Source organism: Rhizobium sp. R693 (assembly GCF_002211315.1).
In the GTDB taxonomy this organism is placed as follows: Bacteria; Pseudomonadota; Alphaproteobacteria; order Rhizobiales; family Rhizobiaceae; genus Rhizobium.
Window position 1 is genome coordinate 301,275 of the sequence record NZ_LOKY01000046.1, and the last position, 24,113, is coordinate 325,387.

A 24,113-nucleotide genomic window follows, 5' to 3' on the forward strand; every position below is an offset into this window, starting at 1 on the left:
GATCGGTCGATCGACCTCCGGTCGACCCCGAGCAAGGGCGCACCTTTGCTGCCGTAGAGCCTGAGGGCATCGTAAACTTAACGCCAGCGAGGCGAAGGTGTAGCGGAGCGATCTTCTTCGCCGCTGATGCGCGAGCGACCGTCTGCCGCCAAGCCATGGGTCGATGGCATCTAGCATCGTGGACTTACCACTGTCCCCGGGTCCGATCAGGCAGTTCATATTTGAGCCCGGTAGCATCGAAGCTCTCTGACGGTACAAAAGTTCTCAATTTCAAGTACACGGATCAGCGCCAGGCTAGCCTGCCCCGTTCGTTGTTCGCAGTAGCATCCAGTTCCTGTGCCGTAGCCGAGCGCTTAAACGACGTTAACGCCGATGCGATCGGCCAGGATCAGCAGGTCAGAGAAAAGCTCGATATCGTTAAGAATGCTGCGCGTGGCGCCCGCAAGAGCGAGGTCGCTTGCCGGGATGCGATCACCGAAAAGGACAACTGCGCGAGCTCGATCGTCCTGGCGCGAAACCCAGCACAAGCCTTCAATAGTAGGGCACTGCTCGTGAATGGCCTCCCCCCACTTTCGCGCGCCTGGGTACTGGTCCTTTTCGGTATCGATAAGATCGCTGCGGCGCAGTCCGAGCGACCTCAGCGCAGTCGAACTCAGGTCGGCCAGCACGAGGTCCCTTCTGGGCGTCACCGTCGAATAAACCTGTTCAGCAAGCTTCGCCTGGTCGAATGTCTTCAGCCCCGGTGCAATCGGCACGTCGTGAAACACCGTCTCCATCGCAGCAAAGTCGAAGGTCGTTCCACCGTAAAGCGTTGGAATGCTCGCTCCGGCCGCGTTTTGAATTGGACTGAAACGGGCGTTCCCCACGATTCCGGGATTGAAAGCGCTTCCACCATAGAGGCCGAGGTGGATTCTGTGAATGACCTGGCCGGCGGGCCAGGTCACAGTCTTGATCAGTGGGCCAAGGTCGTTCTTAGGCTGGGAGGCGCTTTTGCCCGCGACAGGCGGACGTATCGTCCGCGACTTCCGGTCAGCCATGGAGCACGCCAGCCACCTCGTCCTCGGCCGCGGAAACGACGCGTTCGGGTTCGCTGATGAGGAGATCCTGCGGCCTCTTTCCACCAAGGAAGCTGTTGACCGAGGCAAACCAGTAGGCGAGGCTCCAATCGTCCTTCTTTCCCCGGAAGGCGACAAGCACTTTTGCCAGGGCCTTCACTGGACGGAAGTCGGTCGAGGGATCCAGCGCGTATCCAGGGAAGTAGTCGACGCCGCGATGCCGCACAGCAAAAACCTGTCCCTCCTTCTTCCATTTATTCGGCTGGGCACTGGGGTTGCTGGCGCTAAAGCCAGCCACTTTCGCGACTTCGGCGGCTGTCAGCCAGTCACCACTCTCAAGCACCGCCTTACGCGCGTCGGCCACCATGCGCGCCTCGAGGAGCTTATGATGTGGAGGAGGAACCTCCGGCACTAGCGCCTCGATGATCGAATTGAAAGTCTCATCCTGCCGGCGCTTGAGAATGGCACCGACCAAAGGGGCGAGGCTGGCAACCACCTGGGCGAGAGCTTTCGCAGCGGATTCACTGCCGTGCTCAATTGTCAGCGCGACGACCTGTTCGGCCTTTAGTCGGCCGAGCCCGGTTCGGACCTGCTCGGGCGTCCCCGCGAGGGTCCCAACACGTGGGAATTCAATGGTTTTGTTGGCTGCGACCATGGAGACATCTCCCGATACGATTATCATGGTTATATATGTAGCATGATAATCAAAATCATCAATGGCTATGGGATGAGCAAGGTCTTCAAACTCGAACGAGGTCGAGGCCCTGTTCACTTTGTTCACAACGCAAACGCCTGACGCACAGATTTCGTCCACAGGTTCATTGCCGCTGCCCGCAGTTCGCGAGGCCTGGAAAGGCTTGGGATTGAAGGCTGTCAAGGTAAAGCGGATTCTTCGCAGCACCGACACCATCGGAAACGGCGAGCCATCCTGCGCCTGCGCCCCCGGTCATACACGAAGTCGACGAGTTGGACGACGCAAGTGCCGGACGGAGGACTGAAGTCAGATAGCAAGATCGTCTATGTCGCCTGGCGAGAAGGGGCCGACGCCGCAAATCTGGTTTCTTCGCTCACAACGCTGCCGTCGGCCGCCAGGACGGCAACCCATATTCGATTCCCGATGCGAACTGTCAGGCGTGTCTTTCCGAGGTCCGCGTCCTGACCCATTTCAACCCTGCTGCGAACAAGACCCTGCGCCATATAACGTCGAAGGGCTTGTGGCGACAGTCCAAACCGGTCCGCCAGATAGGATGCGTCGACCGTCAGCTCGTCGAGATCAACTTTCGCCTTGATGGTCATGCCTGCCGCTCTCTACGGGACTAAAATGAAAACGACGCCGCCATTTCAGGCGACCAAGGCGGGTCGTAGACAAGTCGAACCTGTGCCTCTCTCACCCCCTCCAAGGCCTGCAACCGCATCTTTACCGCTTCGGCGAGAAAGCCGGAAGCAGGACAGAAGCGCGTGGTTGTCGTCATTTCCACGGTAACAAAACCGTCCTGCGCAATCCAGACATCATAGATCAATCCGAGGTCGACGATTCCGGTTCCGACCTCCGGATCCTCGATTTCTCGGAGCGCATCAAGGATATTGTCGCGCGTGAGGCTAGGTCCGGACATCGGTCACATCCGAGGGGGTGGCCCGGATCATGATCCTGTACACCTTTCCCGTTTCATCGAAATTTCCAATCCATTCGTGCCCGCGTTCCTTCAGCAGGTCGAACAGGAAGACAGGCTCCCTGTTCAGAAGCGCAAAAAGGACTTCGCCGCTGCTCATGGTCTCGAGCCTCGAAAGAATTCGCTCCATCGGCTCAGGAGGCGCAAGATCGGTCAGGTCGAGGTTCCAGGTCGGGTCCGGCCAGATCGCTTCCGACGCCGCGGCTGCGGGTTGAATGTCCTGTGGAGGTTCACGCGGAACGAATTCGATTTCCCAGTCGTCGTCGGCGACGCGTCTGGACACATGCGCAAAGCCCCGCTGTTCGAGTTGTCGGATGAGCGGGACCGGTTCAAATATCGCGTGCAATCGCACTCCTTCGCCGGGATCGAGGGAGGCAAACGTATCCATTATGAGCTGGAAGGGCATCCCGCCGTCACGCAGGACCTGTCGAACATCGAGTTCACGAAGCTGAACCATTGGCGTTACCTCTGTGGTTTGCGGCGAAGAATAGCGCCGGCTGTTGAAATGGTGCTCTTTTGGTGGCTGGCTCCACGTTTGCAAGCGCGCGGGCAAGCAGAAGTTCGACGGCAAGGGCCGCCGTGGCGAAAGTCTGAAGAATGACGGCTGCGTAAAAGCCCAGGTCGGATCCGGCGGCGATCGCCGCGGCGGCCGCAACGACGGCGAAGTAGAACATTCCAAGCCAGACGGCAGCGCGGCTTCCAGCGATCAGGTCCCCCAGGCGTGGCGTCGGCCTGCGACCTAAAAGGGGTCCGAATGCCTCGATCCAGGTCAGGAAGGGGACAATCTTTAAAAGTTGCGCCAATCCCAGACCAGAAAGCCATCCGAAGACGAACAGGTAGGCAGCAGCAGTCACGAGCTGCGACCCGGCGTGGAATAAAGGTGCCAGCACCAGCATCGGAGCCGAAATGCCCAAAAGGGCAAACGCGGGTAAGGATCCCGACGTGTTGAGCTCCAGCGTCTTGCGACGCCGCGAGCGATAAGTGCCGAACAGCTCTAGCAAGTATGCGGCGATCGTGAACTGGAGGACCAGTCCGCCCATCAGAAAGATGCTGCGTGCCAAGGCAGGATCGAACATTACGCAGAACGTGGCGATCGCCAGCATCGAGATACCGGCCGATCCGGTGAGACGGATGAAGGGCGATCTTTTCATATCGTCCGACAGCAGGAACATTGGCAGCAACTTGTAGCTCACCCCGATCGCGGCAAAGGTCATCCAGCCGAGCAATCCAAAGCTTGCGTGAAATGGCACCGCGTTCGTCACGAACTGGACGACAGCTGCTGCACCCACGACACCGGAGACAGCGACAGCGAAAAGCGACCCAAGTGCTGCTGTCACGATCAGGCATGCAATAGCAATAAGGACGAGCGGCGACGCAGCGTGAGCGGCTCTGCCGCGCCAGAGAACGACGAAAAGAACGTGCCCGATCGACAGGATGGAAGCCAAAAGTACCAGCGACGCCGCAACCATCGTCAGTCCCGCAGCGCTCGATCCCGTATCGATCAAATGAAATCCGAACAGCAGAAGACCCAATCCCACGACGAGGCCCCCAAGGCTTGCCGCGTCAATTCGATCGGCCGGAAGGCTCAGGCCTGTCATGACAGGCGCAAACTGCAGCAGCGCTCCTATCATCAGAAGACCAAGCCAACCTATGGTAACGGAGTGCACGACAATGAGTGCGTGGGGCTCCGCGATGTCCAACGACGGCGTCCACGCACCCGCCGCAAGCAGGATTTCGGCGAAGAGCAAAAAGAATACCGCCGCGCCGAAATACGCCATTGTCCAACGCGACAGTGTGGTGCCCACGGGCATCATCGCGCTTCTCCACTCCTAGTGGCTGCCGCAGCAGCAGTCGCAGCCCGCGTCAAGGCGGGTGATCTCGACGCGCCAGACTTCCGGTCCCTGCTCCAGATACTCCCACAAGAATTTGCCAGGGAACGCGGTCTCGAGCTGATAGTGAAGGGGGCGGGGCTCGTGGTCGCTGGTGATCAACAAGGTGCCGCCGGGGGTCAGGGAACCGAGCGTGCCAAATATCTGCATATGGCGCTGAGCGTGAGGAAGCGTGCGCACGTCTATATGCGGAGCTTCGGCAGGGGGAGTTTGCACATCAGTCATTCTGGCTTGGTTCCTTTTCGCCGCAGGCTTGACCACTGACAGGACCGCGGCTCGCCACATGTCAGAAGTCTACGATAGGCGCCATTGAAGGGACCGACTTTGACGACGGACAAATATCGGAGATTTCGCCAGACCGGTGTTTATTGATCTAGGACAAGGAACGCAGAGCCGATCACCATCATAAGCATCACGACTTTTATGAAGGATGCCACGATGTCAGATTTGGTCGCAAAGTACGGCGAAGCCCGGCTCCCGCGCTATACCAGCTATCCAACCGCGCCCGCCTTTTCGGCAGCTGTTGGGCCCGACGACTACATGCAAGGGCTTGCTAACGCTGCGGAATCGGGACCGGTCTCCCTCTATCTTCATGTTCCATTCTGCCGCTCCATGTGCTGGTATTGCGGCTGTCATACGACGATAACGCGGCAGGATGCCCCTGTTCTCGAATACCTCGATGTGATGAACCAGGAGATCGAGATCGTTTCGTTCGCCGCAGGAAATTCTCTGCGGGTGAAGAACGTTCATTTTGGTGGCGGCACCCCCACGATCATGAAGCCAGAGGAATTTACGGCGCTCATGCGAAAGCTTCGAAGCGCGTTCCAGTTCGAGGACGATGCCAGCGTTGCCGTTGAAATCGATCCCAGGACCCTCTCCCCGTCGATGATCGAGGCATTGGGAGAGAACGGCGTCGATCGAGCAAGCCTGGGCGTCCAGAGTTTCGATCCGGTGGTCCAGCGGGCGATCAACCGAATTCAGACTCTTGAGCAGACTAAGGCGGCGGTCGCCGGGCTGCGCGCTTACGGCGCCTCGAGCATCAACTTCGACCTGATCTACGGCCTCCCGCACCAGACGGTTGAATCCTGTATCCAGACCGTCAGACTGGCGACGGAGCTCAGACCCGAGCGCTTCGCGGTCTTTGGATACGCGCACGTGCCAGCCTTTAAGAAGCATCAGCGCCTGATCGAGGAAGCTGCGCTTCCAGATGCGCGCCAACGCAACGAGCAAGCCGAGGCGATTGCGCAAGAGCTTGTCAGCGCGGGCTACGTCCGGATCGGCCTCGACCATTTCGCCTTGCCCAATGATCAGCTCTCAATCGCTTCCCTCTCCGGATTGCTTCGGAGGAATTTCCAAGGTTATACGACCGACGAGTGCGACACCCTGATTGGTCTCGGCGCGTCCGCAATCGGACGTCTGCCATCCGGGTACTATCAAAACCATGTGGCTATCGGCAGGTATGCCGAGATGGTTTCCTCAGGCGTCCTTCCCACTGCGAAAGGATATCTCCTCACCGACGAAGACAAGCTTCGTGCGAGGGTCATTGAGAGACTGATGTGCGACTTCGAAGTCGATCTGCCCAAGCTGAGCGAAGAGGCGGGCCATGACATCCGCTTCCTGCTCGAAAGGAACGAGAAACTTCAGGAGCTCGTGACCGACGGAGTAGCGACTGTCGTCGACGGCCGGGTCACGGTATCAAAGGACGCTCGTTTCATGGTCCGCGCGGTCGCTGCAGCTTTCGATGCCTACTTCGGATCGTTGGGAAGGACACACAGCAAGGCCGCCTAGTGACCGTCGATGTCGGCAGGTGGGCGCTGAACTGGATCCTTTGCATGGCTTGCGACCGCCTGAAACGGTCAACCTGTGCCCGGCCACGGCCTAAGTGCAAAGGACGGCAACAGACAACAACATGCTTCAAAAATGCGGCCGCCAACCTTGCTCGGTGTGGGCTGGCCGTGCGTGCCGGATCCTCAGCTTACCGTTTCAATTGAACAGGCCGAACGGGGCAGTCCTTTTGCAAGGACCTGGCCGTCGGGGCAAGGCGTCGCCGGGGCATTCCCGGCGCAGGACAGCAAGCCTTCGGAGACGCTCTGCTGCGACGCCACCGTTTCGTCGCGATCCCGAGCGCGGTCTCGCTGCACAGCTGGAACCTGATTTTTCTCGCTAGGGGCGCGACAAACACCTATGCCCTCAAGTTCCAGGAGGCCTTTGCTCTCGATACAAGGCTGCATCCACCTACGGCATGAATGAACACGGGTTGCGACGCCGCATTCTGTGACGCGAGCGCGACCATTCGGCGCGAACGTAAACCGCCCCCTAACTAAACTAGGTGCCGCGCCAAACATCTGCGGGTGTCAGCGTAAAGGCAAAATCCCAATGGCATAGCTGAACCCGGGCGAAGTCCACTTCGCCCGGTATTGGCCCATTGCTAGGCCGTCAGGTTGCGGTAGATCGCCGGAAGGGCGCTTGGAAGCTTGGCGATGTCCGAAACCAGGGCGAACCCGGCTCGACCGAAGATGGCCGGAAGGTAGTCGCCCGCATTGCGGTCGACGGTGACCGCAAACAGAGCCTGACCGCAACCCCGGGCATCCATCACCGCACGGCGGCAGTCTTCAAGAGCGAACCGGCCTTCGTAGTGGTCAACATCGTTCGGCTTTCCATCGGTCAGGATCAGAAGCAATCTCTTTCGCGCACCTTGATCATCGAGCTGCTTGGAAGCGTGGCGGATGGCAGCTCCCATGCGGGTGTAGTAGCCGGGCTTCAAATTGGCGATGCGCCTTGCGACGTTCGGCGAAAACCTCTCATCGAAGCCCTTGACGGTCTCTATCCGTATCCAATCGCGACGGCGCGACGTGAACGTGTCGATGGAGAACCTATCACCGCAGGCGTCAAGACCGCGTGCCAAAACGTCCAGCGCCTGGATCTCGACGTCGAGAACTCTTCGGTTGTCCACCCACGAATCGGTCGACAGCGAAACGTCAACCAATATGGACGTCGCCAACTCATGTGCTGCGGGGCGGGCGCATTCGTAGATCCGGTCGTCTGGTTGTCCGGTTGCGACCAGATCCACACGCGAGCGGACGACGGCCTCGACGTCGAGTTCGTTGCCATCCAATTGCGCTCTTCGAATTTCGCGCTTCGGCCGCAGCGTTTCAAACTGGCGCTTCACCTTCCGAACAATCGCCTGATCGCTGGCAATTGGCTTGTCGTCCGATTCCGATGCCATGCCAAGCACCACGCGGCAATGATCCGGCAGGTATTCCTGCTTTCGAAAGTTCCATTCCGGGTAGGTTAGTTCGGCCTTTATTCGCGATGGATCGAAGGCTTCGGGAGAAAGGTCCAAATCGAAGTGGAACTTCGACTTTGGCCGCTCTTTCGTCTCGCTCAGGGTAATTTCGTCAAGCTCCTCGGCCGCTGCGGCATCTTCATCCTCCCGGTCGTCCGTCGGTCGGTCGACGTTGACCATCTCTGCCATCGCAAGGATCTTTTCAAAGCGATTCAAGATGAACGGATCGCGCTTCCGATCGTCGGCATCCTTCTTTCGCCTGGCTTCATGCGACGGCCCGTTGGCATTGCCGTCGCTTCCATCCGACGGAAGATCGTCACGATGCGATGGGTCACACTCCGCCTTGCCGGCATAGTCCGGCCAGATCGGAAGTGGCAGCATCGGAAGATATCCCGCAGGCGCCACACGTATCGTCGGCCGCGAGGCGTCAGGCAGGGGGTGCCGCAGAGGAAAAGTGAGCGCGGCTTTGGCGAATTCCTCGATCTGCCTCTCTGCGCCTGGCAGCTTGCCGCGCGTGCGGCACGCAAGTATGGCGTGGCTCAGACGCGCGTATCGCTCTCCCATGCCGGGAAAGATTTCGATGACACGAGCGGAATTTGTCCGGCCGGCTTCGATTCGAGCAATGTCGGCAAGCGCCGGGTCGGTTGGCCGCGGCTGCGCGATTGGCGCGACCGCGATATAGCCGGCGAGCCAGAAGTAAAGCTCCCGGTTCAGGGACCGGTCCTCGAACATGTCTATGACCGCCGGGAGGTGGATGGCGGAGCCGTCCCACGTCGGATGGTCGCTCCGCTCCTCGCCGAGTCCGACAACCTGGCGCAAGCGCAGCCGATGCAGGGAAGTCTTCTGCCGCGATTTCTGGATCTGCAGGGTCGCTTCACCGCCGAACGCGCGAAAACACACGGCGAGTTGAGACTTGATCTCGGCCAGATGCACGGCATGCGCCGGATGACGTGGCCAGGAGCTGGTGTCGCCGACGAACCGGTGCCACGCTCGTCCGACCGTCTCCTCGAGTTCCAGAAATTCCAGCATGTCCGACCTACCCAACCGTCGCTTTTGCAATCTCCACCAGAGCGGCCTTTACGTCCGGCTCGTCGGTGAGCGGTTCGATGATGGCGGCTCGCACCGCGTCGGCAGGAGGCAGCCCGGCATCAATAAGCGTCGCGCAGTAGATAAGGAGGCGCGTGGAAACCCCTTCCTCCAGATCCTGCCCCTTCAGGACCCGCAGGCGGCGCGCAAGGTCCACCAGCGGAGCCACCTTGCCTTCCGCTAGCCCGCTCTCGAGAGAAACGGTGACGATCTCCTGATCCCGTGGAAGGAAATCGAACTCGATGGACACGAACCGCTGCCTGGTGCTCGGCTTCAGCGCCTTCATGAGGTTCTGGTAGCCAGGATTGTAGGAAACGACGACCATGAAGCCCGGCTGGGCTTCCAGAAGTTCACCAGTCCTTTCGAGCGGAAGAATTCGCCGATCGTCCGTCAGCGGGTGGAGAACCACGGCGACGTCTTTGCGAGCCTCGACGATTTCGTCGAGGTAGCAGATCCCGCCGTTCCGGACCGCCCTTGTCAACGGCCCGTCCACCCACACTGTCTCGCCGCCCTTGAGCAGGTAACGTCCGGTCAGATCGGCTGCGGTAAGATCGTCGTGGCACGATACTGTCGAAACCGGAAGTCCCAGACGCGCCGCCATGTGGTGGACAAATCTGGTCTTTCCGCAACCTGTCGGTCCTTTCAGGAGCACAGGCAGTTGCCGCGTCCATGCGCTTTCGAAAAGCGCACATTCGTTGCCATGTCTGGTGTAGTGCGGGATCTCAGTGTTCGGATTGAGCGGGGATTTGAGAGCTATGGTCATTTCTGATCTCCAGAAGGAGCCCGCCTATTCGGCGGGCTGGGCTACTGTGTTGGTTGCCCGGACACGTCCGGGGACGAGCACCGACCAGATGAACATGATCGCGCTCACGAAGACGAAGACGCCGGAGGCGAGCCTGACCCAGTAGAACATGCTGAGCTGGTCCTGGACGTCCATGTAGGATTGACCGAGCACTCTCTGCAGGTGGACCTGGATGATGCCGGCGAACGTCAGCGCGAAGGTCATGACCGACATTGCCCCGCACATGATCCAGAAGCTGCTGATCGAGAGCCACTGGTTATAGGGAGCGCGACCCTTAATCTGCGGTATCGCGTAGGCCATTGCAGCAAGGTTGAGCATCACGTAGGCGCCGAAGAAGGCGAGGTGGCCATGGGCTGCAGTCACCTGCGTTCCGTGGGTATAGTAGTTCACCGACGACAGCGTATGCAGGAAGCCCCAGACACCCGCGCCGAAGAAGGCCATGACCGAGCAGCCGATCGACCACAGGAGCGCCGCCTTGTTTTCATGCTTGCGTCCTGCCCGCCAGGTCATGACGAAGGTGAAGACGACCATGGTGAAGAACGGGGCGACTTCGAGCGTCGAGAAGAGCGAGCCGATCCACTGCCAGTAGCCGGGTGCGCCAATCCAGTAGTAGTGGTGGCCGGTGCCAAGGATGCCCGAGAACAGTGCCAGGCCGATGATGACGTAGAGCCACTTTTCCACGACCTCCCGATCGATGCCGTTGAGCTTGATCATCAGGAACGCCAAAACGGAGGCCATGATCAGTTCCCAGACGCCCTCGACCCACAGATGGACCACGTACCACCAGTACATCTTGTCCAGCGCCAGGTTGATCGGATTGTAGAAGGCGAACAGGAAGAAGATTGCCACACCCCAGAGGCCGAAGAGCAGAATGTTGGTGATCGTCGTCTTGCGTCCCTTGAGGGCCGTCATCGTGACGTTGAACAGGAACATCAATGCAACGATGACAATTCCAACCTTGATCGCAAACGGCTGTTCAAGGAACTCGCGACCTTCGTGAATATGGAACAGGTAGCCGACGACGGCGACCGCTGCCGCCACAAGGAAGATCCAGAACTGCGCAATCGCAAGCTTTGGGCTGTAGAGTTCCGTCTCGCACTCTTCCGGAAGCAGGAAATAGGTGGTGCCCATGAAACCCATGAGCAGCCAAACGATGAGCGCGTTCGTATGGATCATGCGAACGATATTGAATGGCAGCTCGACAGATAGCGTGTTCGGCAGCACGTAGATCGTGCCCGCCAGCACGCCGAAAAGGAGCTGCGCCATGAAAAGGCCGAGTGCTCCGTAAAAATAGAGCATGGCGACGCTTTGAGTCTTGTACTTCATTGCTTGATCCTCTCGCCTGTCAACCGGCCTGGTTCGGCGGCCAATTCTGTGTCTTCATCTTGCTGACCCATTCGAGGAAGTCGGCTAGATCGTTCACTTCTTGGTCGGTCAGGTTGAACTGTGGCATCTGCCTGCGGCCCTCGATGCCGGAAGGCTGCGCCGCCATCCAGGCGTGCAGTGCTTCGCGCGCGTTGGCGGGATCCTTGTCACCGCCCCAGCGAATCCATACGTTTGACAGTTCGGGCGCAAAGTAGGCGCCTTCACCATCCAGCGTGTGGCAGTTGATACAGGAGTTCTTCTCCCAGATGTGCTTGCCTCTTGCGACACCCTCCGTAAGGGTCGCCTCGTCGGTTGAGACGGTTCGGATGTAATAGTGACTATGGGCGGTGAGGCCCACGAAAATGGCGAAAAAGAATGCCGACCCGCCGTAAAACACGTTTCGGGCCGCGGTTTTTGTTAGGCGTTCAGCCATCGATTATCCTTTCATGTCAGTGGCGGATACGCCGCGACGTCGGAAACCGAGCCAGGGGCTCGCGATGACTTTGATGGCCGAAATGAGCAGACGGGTCTTTGTCAATTCGCAAAGACAGCCGAGAATGCGATGACCTTCACCAAGGCGATTGCCAGTACGACCGCCGCCCAGGCGATTAACGCCCTCCTGGTATGCGCGCCCCTCGATCGAAGGCCGAGGAAGTCGAGCACGACGAGACGTACTTTCAGGAGCGCAAGCGCTGCTGCCACGATCGGTGCAGCCGGTTTTGCCGACGTATTGGGAAGGAGGACCATCACGGCCAGGATGCTGATCGTCAGGATGATCAGGTAGAACAGCGCACGCTGCGGGTTGGCCGAAAGCCCTCTTGGACCGTTCATAGCAAATAGACCACCGGGAACATGACGAGCCAGACGATGTCGATCACGTGCCAGAGTGTCGTGATCAGGTGGACATTCTGACGGGAAGGAAACTTGGCAACGAGCAGGAGCACCAGCGACCCGAAGGCGACGTGGGCCAGGTGAAAGCCGGTCAGCAGGATGTAAAGCTGCGCAAACATGTCGCTCGAAACGAGCGTTGCGCCTTCCAGCCAATATTCGTAGATCTTGAGGGAGAAGAATAAAAGGCCACCAAGAGCCGCTGCCGAGAGTCCGAGGCGTTGTCGCATGCCCGTCTCCGACGTCGCAGCAGCGGCCGACCAGCCGCTTGCGAGCAGAACGATCGTATTGAGAACCGGCAAAACTGGATGGAGCCGGGCCTTGCCGGCTGCAAATTCTCCGGGCTGCAGCCATGACACTACGACGAATGCCGCAAGCAGCGCGCCGAACGCGACAAGTTCACTCCAGGCCAAAATCCAGGTCAGCAGATCATCATCCGATCCATCACCCGCGTAGTCGTCTTTTCCAGTCGCAATGATCGCCGCCATGGCGTGGCAAGCTATTTGCCTCGCGGCGACCCGTCTTTGATCGATCGCAAAGATGCCACCAATCATCGCGTCTATGGTCGCCGGAAAAGGAGACGGTAATGACAGACGCACAGATAGGACTCTCGATAGCGACCCCGGTGATCGTTCTGTTTGCGATTACCCTTTACCGCATGGGTGTGCTGCAGCGAACCGGCGTCGTGTCGGCCGTCATCGCCGCGATCGCGATCGCCGCAAGCCTGTTCCTGCAGAGGTGACATGAAAGATATGACATCGAACGCCTTCTCTGATCTCGAGGCCTGCTATGGACAGCTCATTTCGTGGTGCGATCTTCTCGAAGCGATCGCGGACTTTCTCCCTTGCCATGTCGACGAGCGACTTTGCGAGACCATAACCGTTGGGCTTGTCCCGCTTCTGGCCACAAGCCAGCAGCTTGAGGAACGACTTGTCTGCCCGGGTCTTGGACTGATCATGAACGACGAAGAGTTTAGGGAGGCCGACGAACGTCGGCGCGCCAGCAGGCTCCTCGACTACGACGCAGCCCAGGAAGTCGTGGAAACGCTTCTCTCTCTACGAGCGGGAAGATGTGCGCTCTCCTGGGATGCAGTTGGATATCAGCTCCGCTCGTTCTTCGGCTCGATGCGCCGACATATTCGCTCCGAGCGGGAGATTGTGGGCCTGATCAAAAAGGCGATGGCGACTGGTGGCGGTAGTCCAGTAACCAGGACCGTAGAGACAGAGGCAGCATGATTGCCTCTCGGGCGAGCTCTGTCAGAGCTTGCCCGTATCCGGCTTTCTATCCAAGGTCCGAGACACCGCCGCTGGAACAATGGATGCCCTTGAGAATTCTCCGCGCAGCGCCTGCTACTGGGTGAGCAGGCTCCCCTCAAGGTGGGCGGACGTGAAGTCATCTATCAAGACCTCAACATCGACTTTCCATCCTGTTGGGTCACTCAAGGTCAATACGTCTGCCTGCCAGCCACCTTCTGTCGACTTCGCGAGAGGGTACTTGATCGGTTCCACTCCGGCGTCCGGATTCATAAGGCGAAGGGATACCGAGCGTGGCTCGAGTGATCCAAAGTCGGGACCCATCAGGACGACCCGTGCGTTCGCCGTGCCGGCAGGCTGCGGGGTTAGCTCGAGCTGAGCCATGACTTTGGCAGAATGCAGGTGAACTTTGAAGCTTGGCTGCTCGGCTGTCGATGGAGCCGGACCCGCAAAGCGCCATAGCGACGCTGCGCCAACGATCGCAATCGCCAACACGATTTCGCAAGCTATGCTTCGGCGGAGCCGGACCCTGGCTCCTGGATTTCCCGCCAAGGCCGGCTTGGTAAGCCAGAACCGGTTGTAGCTCGCCAGAACACACAAGGCAGTGACAAGGCCCACCTTGAAAACGAGTACCCGACCATAGAGGGAGGAAACGAGGTGCGAGATTTCCGGAAGTTCAATAAACGCAAGTGTTGCGCCGGCCACCAGCATGAGGCCGAATGGCACGGGGATGACACGCGAAAAGCGAAGAAGCGGTCGCTGGTTCAAGCGGGTGTTGCTGAGCCTCCAAAGCGGAAGCAGGCTTCCGATCCAGAACATCAAGGCGGCGCCGTGAAGCATTATGCACAGCCTGGCAAGCCAGCGAGGTTCGACGACGTTGCAGTGCCCGGTAAAGGCAAAGGCAGCTGACGCGGTGACCATCGCAAGCACGGCCACCCCAAGAGCAACTCGACGATTGGAAGGGATCGAAAGCGAAGCCAGGACGATCGACAGCAACGCGAGCGCAGCCGCAATCATGCCATTGCCCTGAGCCGCGCTCGCCAGGGGCTCAAGCCCAGCATACGCCAGGCCGACGCCCAACTCGTCGAGGCCCTGCAGATACAGTCCCGCCACAAGCAGAACAGCGCCAGAAACGACCGTGGCGACCGTCCGTACCGGTGTTACGCGGTCGGGATTGAGCCAACGGTTGAAGAGCGCTCCGCCGACGACGATCGCCAGGTAAAGGACAGAGATGGTGTGTAGCGCCCATATCGCGACAGCCAGGGCGGACGTCGCGCTCTGAGGCACTACCGCCGTGGAGGCGGAGGGCGCGCCGACGTGAAATACAAGGGACCCGCCGATGGGGTGTCCATCTTCGGACTCGACGCGATAGCTGACAATCACCGAGCCATGCTCGATCGGATTTTGAAGATGGAGCGTTACGGTCGCTCCGGACAGGTCCGCAGCCAGGTTCTGACTGTCTCCATCGGCGTCCCTGGCGACGGCCCGGATGACCCGCACAGGCTCGTTGAATTGAAGCCGCACAGCCCCCGCTGGCGTCGTCAGGGTCTCATTGCTGGCCGGTGACGAGTTGACGAGGACGGCATGGGCATGTGCGATAGCCGGCAGGAGCATGGCCGATGCAAACATCAGCAGAAGCGCTGCCGGTTGAAGGAGCGATGTCGCCCAGTTGAGAGCCTTTGAGCGCATCGGCGACTACTCGCATGCTAGGAACGAGGCTGCTCGATCACGTCGAAATACGGCGCGGGGTTCTCGTAGTCCTCGGACGTCTTGCCGGCAGCTGGAATCTCGATCCATCGTTCGGAAGCCCCGTCGGTGCATTCCTGGACGATAGGGACATAGATCCGCGTCCCAAGCGGCAGTTCCTTGGCAACCGTCGCGCGGAAGACGAACTCGTCGTACTCGTCGTCAGCCAGACTACCGCCGCTCCACACGATCTCGCTCACGCCTTCCTTGACGGGCTTGCCGTAGAGATCGTAGCTCTTTTCGTAGGGCGCCTTGACCTTTTCGATTGTCCACCCCTGCTTGGGCATAGGCTTGGCGGACAAAAGACCCTCGGGAACCTTGACCCGAACCTTGATCGTTGGCTTGCCCTCGCAGCCGTGTCCGATGCGGACGACCGCCTTGTAGGCCTTGCCGGAAATGCCTTGGCTTTGCTCAAGCGTTGCGTGGGCATGGGCAGCGCCCACGGCAAAGAGCCCTGCCATGACGGCCAGCGAGACTTGCTTGATCATGAGATTTCTCCATCCTGCGGGATGGCGGGCAAGCCGCCACCCGCAGCAGATTTGATTACTGGGTCACCTGCGCGAGATCGGCGTCCAGGCGCTTGCGAACCATGTTCGGCACCTTGGCAGTCTTGATCGCTTCGAGATTGGCAGGCGCATCGCCGACTTGGATCAGGGCGACCATGCCCATGCCGGCATGGGGCGTGCATTTCACGACGTAGGCGCCGGGAAGGTCGAACTTGGCCTGGTACTGTTCGCTGGGCTTGGACTTGAACTCGGCCGCACCATCCGGGATGAGCCCCTTGAAGGTCTCGACGTTGTGGCTCTTGTCAGTTGGAACGAACGTGATCGTATCGCCGGGAGCGATCTTTACGAAACTGGGCTCGAATACCATGGCCCCGGCGGTGCCCTTGTTGAGCATCTGAACCTGGTGGTCAGCAGCCATCAGCGGCGCCGTCGACGCAATCAAGGCTGCCGTTGCGGCAAGCAGACCGTACTTCAAACGCATTTGTATATCTCCTGTTCTTCGAGGTCGTCTTGGCCTCGGGAACGCTTTTAGGACACGTGATGCAGATGATCTTTGACGCTCGTCAAACTGAGAGACAAACCTGCCGCAGATTGAGGAATCGCGTTTGTGTCGCGTGATGACTCGAGGCACAAGAGGAAGAGCGTTGCAGAAGGATGAGCTCAAGAGAGTCGAGCGCGTCTAGCTGACAAGGCCAGTTGTGCGGTGTCACCATTGGTCCGCTCGCCGCGTCTCTCTCGGTGTGGCGTGAGCGTGTCGAGCCCGTCTAGCGACGGTGAAGATGCTCCGGAAATCGGCAACGCGTTGCGTATCTCACATTAAGTTTGGTTGCCATGTTTCAACCTATCGAGGCAACGACATGCCTTACCTACGCCCTTTTCAGTAGGGGTCAGAGCAATTGTGCGAAGTTCAATGAAATACAACAACTTATTATAGTATGGGCTAGTGTTACTCTTTTCAGAGGTTGCCAGCATGTCACTCAAGGAAGATCCGCAGCTGCCACGCAATAACGCGCGAAGACATTTTCTAGGCGTGGCCGCAGCTGCCGGTGCTCGGCTCGCCAGCCTCACGGCCTTGGCGGCGGCAGTTTCCAAGTCTCCCGCGAGTGCGATGGGCCGGCGTTGGGGGCGGGGTCACTCCGGTGGAGGCGGGAACGGCTCCGGCGGGCACGGAGGTTCTGACGGCAGCGGTGACGGCGGCGCGCGGTGCTTTCTGCGTGGGACGGCGATCCTCACGGATTGCGGCGAGAAGCCTGTCGAGGATTTGCGCGTCGGTGATAATGTTGCCCTTCCGGACGGGAGCGCCCGTCCAGTCAGGTGGGTCGGCCGCCAGGTCTTCAAGAAGAGCGGCGCGCGCTGGCATGAAGGGGTCGTGCCGATCCGGGTTTGCCGCCACGCGCTGGATAGCCGCACGCCGCATTCCGATCTCTACCTGTCGCCCGGCCATGCGCTGTTTCTGAATGGCGCTCTGATCCGCGTGAGGGATCTCGTGAACGGCACGACAATCGCGCCGGTCGTGCCGGCCGACGACACGTCGATCGAGTACTATGCAGTCCTGCTCAGTACCCACGAAGTCATCCTTGCCGAAGGTGCCGCCGCCGAGACCTTCCGTCCCTCGGAGAGCAATCACGAGAACTTCTCCAATTTTGCCGAGTACAAGCGCCTGTATGCCGGTGACGAGCACACCGCCATGGCACCTTATGCGACGGTGCTGGGCGAGGTAGGCGGCCGGGCGCACTTGAAAGCGCTTCTTCTGCTTGGCGCTTCGCTGCTGGTGCCGATGCGCGATCCGTTCGGGGATACCTGCGACCAGATCAACGCGCGCGCCAAAGAGCTGTCGGTCTGACTCTGTCCGGCTGCCGTATGGCATCGGCGCGAAGGCCGCCTTGGTGACCTGGCGGATCGCCGCGACATCGCTTGGCTGTTCAGGACGGATTTCGTGCAAAGTCAGGTTTGTCAGCATCAGTTCGCATCGAGCAGTTCCCGTATCGTCGCCGCCAGGTCCCGCGCCGTATAGGGCTTGCGAAGCCACTGAGCTCCATGAACGCCATCCTGTCCGACCAAGCCGGGCTCGGAATATCCCGACGTGAAGAGCACTGCTATTTCAGGGCGAAGGTCTCGCGCTTCGCGGGCGAGTTCATCGCCGGTCATTCCGCCGGGCATCACGATGTCGGTGAACAGCAGAGCGATGTTGTCGTTGGCCTGCAGGATTTCCAAAGCGCGGTGCCCGTTTTCTGCCTCCAGAACTGAGTATCCCATGGAGGACAGCCTTGCGACGGCGACACGGCGAACGCGCGGATCGTCTTCGACGACGAGGACCAGTTCTGTCCCTTGGGGCAGGGGGCTTTCAACAGGCTCCGCTGTCTGACTGCGCTCCTGCGATCCGGAACTGCTCATGGCGGGCAGATAGATGCGGATCGTGGTTCCGCGTCCAGACTCGCTGTAAAGTTGGAGGTGACCACCGGACTGTTTCACGAAGCCATAAACCATGCTGAGGCCGAGGCCGGTTCCGGCTCCGACTCCCTTCGTCGTGAAGAATGGCTCGATGGCGCGCTTTTTAACCTCCTCGGACATGCCGGTGCCGGTATCGGTCATCGAGACGAGCACGAAGTTGCCACTGCGCACTTCCGGATACATCTTGGCGTAGTCGGCATCGAGGTGCACGCGCGAAATTTCGGTGGTAAGACTTCCGCCCTTCGGCATCGCGTCTCGAGCATTCAACGCGATGTTCAAAATTGCGTTTTGAAGCTGCGAACTGTCCACGAGGACATTCAGACCCGACCCGGAGATAACGGTCGACAACTTGATGTTTTCCCCGAGGGTTCTCCTTAGAAGATCCGAGAAGCCGGTCAGAAGCTGTCCAAGGTCCGCAGGCTTCGGATTCAACGGCTGACGCCGCCCAAAGGCCAGCAACTGTCCGGTTAATTTCGCACCGTCGGCGGCGGCACCCTGGGCTTCCCGCAAAATATCTCTAAGCTGGCCTGGCGGAAGCTTGTCCTCGATCATTTCAAGGTTGCCGCTGATGACGGTCAGGAGATTGTTGAAGTCGTGGGCTATACCGCCGGTCAGCTGACCGACCGCCTCCATCTTTTGGGACTGACGGAGATCCTCTTCGATCTTGAAGCGGCTGGTGAGGTCGCGCAGGAAACCGGTGAATATCCGCTCGCCGTTTGCCGTCGTTTCGCCGACGTGAAGCTCCATCGGAAATTGGGATCCATCGGCTCGCTGGCCCGTGACAACGCGGCCGTAGCCGATAATCCGCTTTTCGCCTGTCGTCAGATAATGGTCGATATAGCCATCGTGAGCGTCACGGTAAGGATTGGGCATCAGGTTGCTGACGTTGCGGCCACAGATCTCTTCGGCCGACATGCCGAAGAGCGTCTCGGCCGCCTTGCTGAACGAGAGCACATTGCCCCTATGGTCGATCACCACCATGGCATCCGGAACCGTGTCCAGGATCGAGCTCAAGTGAGCCTCGCGCGCGTTTACCGCGTCCTGGGCCCGTCTGAGAGCACTGACGTCGCTGTTCGCTTGAATGACCGCCAGATCGCCGTCGGTCAGGTTCACCAGCACGCAGCGGGTTGCGACGTGAATGTCGTGTCCACTCTTGTGGCGGTGAATGATTTCGCCTTGCCAGAAGCCGCGAGACTTTAACTGCGCATGAATACTGTCGACCGGCTCTGGAAACTGCGTCGCCAGTAGCTCGTACACATTTTCGCCGACGGCCTCCTCTCGCGCCCAGCCATACATGTTCTCGCAGCCGATCGACCAGTGTGTGATGGTCCCCTCGAGGCGATGAACGATAATGTCCGCACCATCGAGCACGTGCACCAGAGCGTCCAGTTCCTGAGACGACGCAGTACGCGGTGATATGAGGCGATGCGGCATGGCTTTACCTGCTGGGTTCATGGCATTAGTGCAGGCTGACGCTATGGCAGGTTTTGTCCGAGAAATCATCTCCATTCCCCGACAACTGAACCAGGCGGCTAAGATTCACGATTCGGAGATCGTGCCGTCCTTCCGGCACGACGATGTTGCGCGATGCGAGCTTGGTAATCGTCCTGGAGACGGTCTCGATCGTAAGGCCGAGGTAATCCGCTATGTCCTGGCGGTTCATGGGGACGCGAAGCAGGCCGTGTTGCATCTTGGCGTCGCTGCGTGATGCGAGCTTGACGATAAAACTGCACAGACGTTCTTCCGCGTTAAGCTTTGACAAAAGAACCATCTGGTTGTTGGCCGCCGCGGTCTCCTCACAGAGCAGGTTGATATAGACGGGACGCAGAGCGTCGGAGCGCGCGATTTCATCATGAAAGCTCTTGCGCGACACACGCCGGATCTTGCAATCGCTGACTGCTTCCGCCGTAAAGAGAAAGGCGCTTTGGAGCGACGCCCCGATGAGATCGCCTGGAAAATGGAATGCGGTAATGACGCGACGACCTTCGCCGATAATGCGGTGGAGACGCACGACGCCTTCGACAACCTGGAAAAGATGCTTGGCCGCGTCGCCCTCCCAGCAGATCGCCTTTCCGGCCGCAATGGTTTCCGTCGCGGACGTCATGAAGAGGCACGCGAGGGACTGCGCCCCATTCATTCGGTCATGTGTTGCTTGCGCATGTTCAAAGGCGGTGTTGTTCGGCATCAGCATCGTCGCGTCCCTCTTGGTTGATGAGGGCACTAGACCGTCGTCGAGTCACACGGGAATGATCGAATGGTTCCAAAGGGTGAGAATTTGTAACAGTTTGTAACAGCACCATGTTTCGACCGAAAGTCAGGCGTCGTTGATTTAGATCAAGGTGCCAATCTCGAGCCCGTGACAGTCCTTCCCGCAAAGTACGAGAGAGCCGGCCGCAAAGCGGTCGTCTGCGCACTGGGGACGACATTCATGAAGTACACAACAGAAACGATGGTGGTCGCAGTCGGGGCGTTCCTGGCATTGCTGGGTGCCGCCTTTGCCCACGATCACCTTTTTGCAGTCCATATGGGCATACTTTCCTTCTGCCTTCTCGTCGGCACCGTACTGCTGATGAGGAACCTGGATTTCTCGCCGGCGGGCAGGGTGCCAAAGGTCGAGGCCTCCGGCTATTTCGACGAAGTCATTCGATATGGTTTGATCGCGACGGTGTTCTGGGGCGTCGTCGGCTTCCTCGTCGGGGTGATCATCGCGCTGCAGTTGGCTTTCCCCGACTTGAATATCGCGCCGTATCTGAATTTTGGACGGTTGCGTCCTGTTCATACGTCCGCGGTCATTTTCGCGTTCGGCGGAAACGCTCTCATCATGACCTCGTTCTATGTCGTGCAACGCACCTGTCACGCGCGCCTGTTCGGCGGCACTCTGCCATGGTTCGTCTTCTGGGGCTATCAGCTCTTCATAGTGATGGCGGCAACCGGATATGTGCTGGGCATCACCCAGGCACGCGAATACGCCGAGCCGGAATGGTACGTCGATATCTGGCTGACGGTCGTCTGGGTCGCATATCTCATCGTCTATCTGGGAACGATCCTGAAGCGCAAGGAACCGCATATCTACGTTGCGAACTGGTTCTATCTCGGCTTCATCGTCACCATCGCGATGCTTCACGTCGTAAACAACCTTGCGGTTCCCGCCTCGTTCCTCGGGGCGAAGAGTTACTCCGCGTTTTCGGGCGTGCAGGACGCGCTCACACAGTGGTGGTACGGCCACAACGCTGTCGGCTTCTTCCTGACAGCAGGTTTCCTCGGGATGATGTATTACTTCGTTCCCAAGCAAGCAAACCGTCCCGTGTACTCCTACCGCCTGTCGATCATTCACTTCTGGGCGCTGATCTTCATGTACATCTGGGCCGGCCCGCACCATCTTCATTATACCGCGCTGCCCGACTGGGCGCAGACACTGGGCATGGTGTTTTCCGTCATGCTGTGGATGCCTTCTTGGGGCGGCATGATCAACGGCCTGATGACGCTCTCGGGAGCCTGGGACAAGATCCGAACCGACCCAATCATCCGCATGATGATCGTCGCCATCGCCTTCTATGGGATGTCGACCTTCGAAGGTCCGATGATGTCGGTGAAGACCGTCAACTCGCTCAGCCACTATACCGAATGGACAATCGGTCACGTCCATTCCGGCGCCCTCGGATGGGTGGGTATGATTACCTTCGGAGCGGTCTATTACCTGACGCCCAAGCTCTGGGGACGCGACCGGCTCTACAGCCTGCGAATGGTAAACTGGCACTTCTGGCTCGCCACCCTCGGCATCGTCATCTACGCAGCCGTTCTTTGGGTCGCCGGCATCCAGCAAGGTCTGATGTGGCGCGAGTACAATTCGCAGGGCTTCCTCGTCTACTCCTTCGCCGAAACCGTCTCCGCGATGATCCCCTACTACGTGCTGCGAGCAGTTGGCGGGACGCTGTACCTGGCAGGCGGCATCGTGATGGCGTGGAACGTGTTCATGACGATCCGCGGACGCATCCGTGACGAAGCCGCTATCCCGACCGCTTACGTGCCCCAGGCACAGCCTGCCGAGTGAGGTGAAATATGGCATCGATATTAGACAAACACCAAATCCTCGAAAAGAACGCCACGCTGCTTCTCGTCGGCTCGCTTCTCGTGGTCAGTATTGGCGGCATCGTCGAGATCGCACCGCTGTTCTACTTGCAGAACACGATCGAGAAAGTCGAGGGGATGCGTCCCTACACGCCCCTGGAGCTGGCCGGGCGGAATATCTACATCCGTGAGGGCTGCTACCTCTGCCACAGCCAGATGATCAGGCCGTTCCGTGACGAAGTGGAGCGCTACGGACACTATTCTCTTGCCGCCGAGTCGATGTACGACCATCCCTTCCAGTGGGGCTCAAAACGCACTGGTCCGGACCTCGCCCGTGTCGGCGGACGCTACTCGAATGAGTGGCATGTCCAGCATCTTTCCGATCCTCGGGCCGTCGTTCCCGAGTCGATCATGCCGAAATATGCCTTCCTCAAGGAGCAGGTGATCACCGTCAAGGACGTCGGAATGGACCTGAAGGCCAACGAAGACGTTGGTGTTCCCTACACCGCCGACATGCTTGCGAACGCCGAAGCCGACATGAAGGCACAGGCTGATCCGAACGCGGACACGACGGAACTCCTGGCCCGCTATCCGAAGGCGAAGGTCGGCGATTTCGACGGCGACCCGGCCAGGCTCACGGAAATGGATGCCCTCGTTTCCTATCTGCAGATGCTCGGAACGTTGGTCGACTTCTCGACCTACGACGATGCGACCGGCTACCGTTGAGGTGATCTGATGGAAACTTACACAGCAATGCGGCACTTCGCCGATAGTTGGGGTCTCGTGGCAATGGCCGCGTTTTTCGTAGGCGCAGTCGTCTTCACGCTTCGTCCCGGCAGCAAGCAGACGGCTAAAGAGGCCGCCGATATTCCCTTGAAGGATGATTGAGATGTCGGAAAAACATATCGATGAAGTCAGCGGCGTCGAAACCACCGGACACGAGTGGGATGGCATCCGCGAATTGAACAACCCGATGCCAAGATGGTGGGTGTGGACATTCTACGCAACGATTCTGTGGGCAGTCGGGTATGCCGTCGCATACCCTGCGATCCCGATGATCACCTCGACGACGAAGGGACTTCTTGGCTTTTCGAGCCGCGCCGAGCTTCAGCAGGACCTCGACCTGGCGAAGGCGAGCCAGGTGAAGTTCCATGACATGATCGCCACGAAGACCGTTCAGGAAATCGATGCGGATCCAGCGCTGCGCGAGTTCGCGATCGCAGGCGGGGCATCGGCCTTCAAGGTCAACTGCGCCCCCTGCCACGGTTCGGGAGCAAGTGGTGGCCCAGGCTTCCCCAACCTGAATGATGACGACTGGCTATGGGGTGGCGATCTCGACTCGATTCAAAAGACGATCGCGCACGGAATTCGCTTCGATGCGGACGCCGATACCCACGTTTCGGAGATGCCGGCGTTCAAGGAGATTTTGGACGCAACGCAGACAAAGCAGGTCGCAGCTTACGTGTGGGGGCTGACGAACACTCCATCCAAGCCGGAGCTTGCGGAAGCTGGAAAGCAGGTGTTTGCGGACAACTGCGCCGCGTGTCACGGGGAGGACGCCAAAGGCAAGGCCGATATGGGTGCCCCCAATCTCGCCGACGCGATCTGGCTCAAGGGACGTGGTGAAGATGCAATCATCCGTCAGGTCAATTCGCCGAAGCACGGCATGATGCCCGCCTGGTCCGCAAGATTGGGGGAGACCGCGGTGAAAGAGCTCACAGTCTTCGTCCACTCGCTGGGCGGCGGGACGTAAGGAGGTCACAATGACAAACCACGACCACAACCCACTCCTCGGTCTCTACGGTACTCCGCGCGCCGTGATCCATTCGCGCGTATCGGCACGTGCGAAAACGGCGCCGCCCGTCAGTGAACAGGACGACCCTGAAAAGATCGGCAGTTCGATTGTGAATTTGACCTGCCTCAAAGACCACAAGACCACAAGCCGCTAAAGTGGCGCCTGTCCTGTCGAGGATGTGAGCGCGCATCCTCTCCCAGTATAGACTTTGGGCCGCATCCCCTCGGATGCGGCCATTTTTTTGATCTTCCTG

General features: G+C 59.3%; 27 protein-coding genes and 1 pseudogene. 10 read left to right on the forward strand and 18 right to left on the reverse strand.

What is annotated here, in order from left to right; all coding sequences use genetic code 11:
- Nucleotides 1-353: 353 nt before the first annotated feature.
- The 7 genes from ATY79_RS26085 to ATY79_RS26115 form a co-directional block, all read right to left on the reverse strand.
- Nucleotides 354-1,037 carry an RES family NAD+ phosphorylase gene (locus ATY79_RS26085; RefSeq protein WP_088705382.1) on the reverse strand — a complete coding sequence of 228 codons (684 nt, stop codon included), beginning with the start codon at nucleotides 1,035-1,037 and terminating at the stop codon, nucleotides 354-356.
- Nucleotides 1,030-1,965 (reverse strand): hypothetical protein, encoded by a 936-nt coding sequence (locus ATY79_RS26090; RefSeq protein ID WP_245312455.1) that lies wholly within the window; start codon nucleotides 1,963-1,965, stop codon nucleotides 1,030-1,032. The genes ATY79_RS26085 and ATY79_RS26090 overlap by 8 nt, the downstream gene beginning before the upstream one ends.
- Before the next feature lie 107 nt (nucleotides 1,966-2,072).
- Nucleotides 2,073-2,351: a DUF6522 family protein gene (locus ATY79_RS26095; RefSeq protein WP_088694109.1), complete on the reverse strand. Its 279-nt coding sequence runs from the start codon at nucleotides 2,349-2,351 to the stop codon at nucleotides 2,073-2,075.
- A 20-nt stretch (nucleotides 2,352-2,371) separates the two neighbouring features.
- Nucleotides 2,372-2,668, reverse strand: coding sequence for a metal-sulfur cluster assembly factor (locus ATY79_RS26100; RefSeq protein ID WP_088694108.1), 297 nt, complete (start codon nucleotides 2,666-2,668; stop codon nucleotides 2,372-2,374).
- Nucleotides 2,655-3,182, reverse strand: a complete 528-nt coding sequence (locus ATY79_RS26105) for a DUF2249 domain-containing protein (protein WP_088705383.1) — start codon at nucleotides 3,180-3,182, stop codon at nucleotides 2,655-2,657. Before ATY79_RS26105 ends, ATY79_RS26100 begins: the two co-directional genes overlap by 14 nt.
- Nucleotides 3,166-4,539, reverse strand: a complete 1,374-nt coding sequence (locus tag ATY79_RS26110) for a hypothetical protein (RefSeq protein ID WP_189638078.1) — start codon at nucleotides 4,537-4,539, stop codon at nucleotides 3,166-3,168. The genes ATY79_RS26105 and ATY79_RS26110 overlap by 17 nt, the downstream gene beginning before the upstream one ends.
- Nucleotides 4,540-4,554: 15 nt before the next feature.
- Nucleotides 4,555-4,839, reverse strand: a complete 285-nt coding sequence (locus ATY79_RS26115; protein ID WP_088694106.1) for a DUF2249 domain-containing protein — start codon at nucleotides 4,837-4,839, stop codon at nucleotides 4,555-4,557.
- Between the two features lie 213 nt (nucleotides 4,840-5,052).
- Between ATY79_RS26115 and hemN the strand changes: the two genes are divergently transcribed.
- On the forward strand, nucleotides 5,053-6,402 hold the full coding sequence (gene hemN, locus ATY79_RS26120) for an oxygen-independent coproporphyrinogen III oxidase (RefSeq protein WP_088694114.1): 1,350 nt from the start codon (nucleotides 5,053-5,055) through the stop codon (nucleotides 6,400-6,402).
- A gap of 257 nt (nucleotides 6,403-6,659) precedes the next feature.
- A pseudogene (locus tag ATY79_RS26125) lies at nucleotides 6,660-6,860 on the forward strand (RES domain-containing protein); the annotation flags it as partial.
- A 182-nt stretch (nucleotides 6,861-7,042) separates the two neighbouring features.
- On the opposite strand, the gene ATY79_RS26130 reads toward ATY79_RS26125, so the two are convergent.
- The 6 genes from ATY79_RS26130 to ATY79_RS26155 form a co-directional block, all read right to left on the reverse strand.
- A complete protein-coding gene (locus ATY79_RS26130; RefSeq protein ID WP_088705384.1) occupies nucleotides 7,043-8,929 on the reverse strand; it encodes a VWA domain-containing protein in 1,887 nt (628 codons plus the stop codon).
- A 7-nt stretch (nucleotides 8,930-8,936) separates the two neighbouring features.
- Nucleotides 8,937-9,749 (reverse strand): CbbQ/NirQ/NorQ/GpvN family protein, encoded by an 813-nt coding sequence (locus tag ATY79_RS26135; protein WP_088694104.1) that lies wholly within the window; start codon nucleotides 9,747-9,749, stop codon nucleotides 8,937-8,939.
- A gap of 24 nt (nucleotides 9,750-9,773) precedes the next feature.
- On the reverse strand, nucleotides 9,774-11,114 hold the full coding sequence (locus tag ATY79_RS26140) for a cbb3-type cytochrome c oxidase subunit I (RefSeq protein WP_088694103.1): 1,341 nt from the start codon (nucleotides 11,112-11,114) through the stop codon (nucleotides 9,774-9,776).
- A gap of 19 nt (nucleotides 11,115-11,133) precedes the next feature.
- Nucleotides 11,134-11,586, reverse strand: coding sequence for a cytochrome c (locus tag ATY79_RS26145; RefSeq protein WP_088705385.1), 453 nt, complete (start codon nucleotides 11,584-11,586; stop codon nucleotides 11,134-11,136).
- 101 nt (nucleotides 11,587-11,687) lie between these two features.
- Nucleotides 11,688-11,984, reverse strand: a complete 297-nt coding sequence (locus tag ATY79_RS26150; RefSeq protein ID WP_088705386.1) for a cytochrome C oxidase subunit IV family protein — start codon at nucleotides 11,982-11,984, stop codon at nucleotides 11,688-11,690.
- Complete coding sequence (locus ATY79_RS26155) at nucleotides 11,981-12,529, reverse strand: cytochrome c oxidase subunit 3 (RefSeq protein WP_088705387.1); 549 nt, start codon at nucleotides 12,527-12,529, stop codon at nucleotides 11,981-11,983. The genes ATY79_RS26150 and ATY79_RS26155 overlap by 4 nt, the downstream gene beginning before the upstream one ends.
- 98 nt (nucleotides 12,530-12,627) lie before the next feature.
- Here ATY79_RS26155 and ATY79_RS31045 point away from each other — a divergent pair, with 98 nt between their 5' ends.
- Complete coding sequence (locus tag ATY79_RS31045) at nucleotides 12,628-12,783, forward strand: hypothetical protein (protein WP_088694100.1); 156 nt, start codon at nucleotides 12,628-12,630, stop codon at nucleotides 12,781-12,783.
- A 1-nt stretch (nucleotide 12,784) separates the two neighbouring features.
- The gene (locus ATY79_RS26165; protein ID WP_088705388.1) at nucleotides 12,785-13,276 is read left to right on the forward strand and encodes a hypothetical protein; all 492 of its coding nucleotides are present in this window, start codon (nucleotides 12,785-12,787) and stop codon (nucleotides 13,274-13,276) included.
- Nucleotides 13,277-13,390: 114 nt separating this feature from the next.
- Here ATY79_RS26165 and ATY79_RS26170 read toward each other — a convergent pair whose 3' ends face one another.
- From ATY79_RS26170 to ATY79_RS26180, 3 genes are read right to left on the reverse strand one after another with little or no spacing between them, the layout of a single operon-like run.
- Nucleotides 13,391-14,983 carry a CopD family protein gene (locus tag ATY79_RS26170; protein ID WP_088705389.1) on the reverse strand — a complete coding sequence of 531 codons (1,593 nt, stop codon included), beginning with the start codon at nucleotides 14,981-14,983 and terminating at the stop codon, nucleotides 13,391-13,393.
- A 17-nt stretch (nucleotides 14,984-15,000) separates the two neighbouring features.
- Nucleotides 15,001-15,528: a DUF1775 domain-containing protein gene (locus ATY79_RS26175; RefSeq protein WP_088705390.1), complete on the reverse strand. Its 528-nt coding sequence runs from the start codon at nucleotides 15,526-15,528 to the stop codon at nucleotides 15,001-15,003.
- Nucleotides 15,529-15,583: 55 nt separating this feature from the next.
- The gene (locus tag ATY79_RS26180) at nucleotides 15,584-16,027 is read right to left on the reverse strand and encodes a pseudoazurin (protein ID WP_088694096.1); all 444 of its coding nucleotides are present in this window, start codon (nucleotides 16,025-16,027) and stop codon (nucleotides 15,584-15,586) included.
- A gap of 489 nt (nucleotides 16,028-16,516) precedes the next feature.
- Here ATY79_RS26180 and ATY79_RS26185 point away from each other — a divergent pair, with 489 nt between their 5' ends.
- Entirely contained in the window at nucleotides 16,517-17,389 is an 873-nt protein-coding gene (locus ATY79_RS26185; RefSeq protein WP_088705391.1) for a Hint domain-containing protein, read from the forward strand.
- 116 nt (nucleotides 17,390-17,505) lie between these two features.
- On the opposite strand, the gene ATY79_RS26190 is transcribed toward ATY79_RS26185, so the two are convergent.
- Nucleotides 17,506-19,431, reverse strand: coding sequence for a PAS domain-containing sensor histidine kinase (locus ATY79_RS26190; protein ID WP_088705392.1), 1,926 nt, complete (start codon nucleotides 19,429-19,431; stop codon nucleotides 17,506-17,508).
- A 25-nt stretch (nucleotides 19,432-19,456) separates the two neighbouring features.
- Nucleotides 19,457-20,188: a helix-turn-helix domain-containing protein gene (locus tag ATY79_RS26195; RefSeq protein WP_088705393.1), complete on the reverse strand. Its 732-nt coding sequence runs from the start codon at nucleotides 20,186-20,188 to the stop codon at nucleotides 19,457-19,459.
- A gap of 237 nt (nucleotides 20,189-20,425) precedes the next feature.
- On the opposite strand from ATY79_RS26195, the gene ccoN reads away from it, so the two are divergent.
- From ccoN to ATY79_RS26220, 5 genes are read left to right on the forward strand one after another with little or no spacing between them, the layout of a single operon-like run.
- On the forward strand, nucleotides 20,426-22,048 hold the full coding sequence (gene ccoN, locus ATY79_RS26200; RefSeq protein ID WP_088694149.1) for a cytochrome-c oxidase, cbb3-type subunit I: 1,623 nt from the start codon (nucleotides 20,426-20,428) through the stop codon (nucleotides 22,046-22,048).
- An 8-nt stretch (nucleotides 22,049-22,056) separates the two neighbouring features.
- The gene (gene ccoO, locus ATY79_RS26205) at nucleotides 22,057-22,791 is read left to right on the forward strand and encodes a cytochrome-c oxidase, cbb3-type subunit II (protein WP_088705394.1); all 735 of its coding nucleotides are present in this window, start codon (nucleotides 22,057-22,059) and stop codon (nucleotides 22,789-22,791) included.
- 9 nt (nucleotides 22,792-22,800) lie between these two features.
- Complete coding sequence (locus tag ATY79_RS26210) at nucleotides 22,801-22,953, forward strand: cbb3-type cytochrome c oxidase subunit 3 (protein ID WP_088705395.1); 153 nt, start codon at nucleotides 22,801-22,803, stop codon at nucleotides 22,951-22,953.
- A gap of 1 nt (nucleotide 22,954) precedes the next feature.
- Nucleotides 22,955-23,818, forward strand: coding sequence for a cytochrome-c oxidase, cbb3-type subunit III (gene ccoP / locus ATY79_RS26215; protein WP_088705396.1), 864 nt, complete (start codon nucleotides 22,955-22,957; stop codon nucleotides 23,816-23,818).
- A gap of 10 nt (nucleotides 23,819-23,828) precedes the next feature.
- Nucleotides 23,829-24,014 (forward strand): hypothetical protein, encoded by a 186-nt coding sequence (locus ATY79_RS26220; RefSeq protein ID WP_088705397.1) that lies wholly within the window; start codon nucleotides 23,829-23,831, stop codon nucleotides 24,012-24,014.
- Nucleotides 24,015-24,113: the final 99 nt, after the last annotated feature.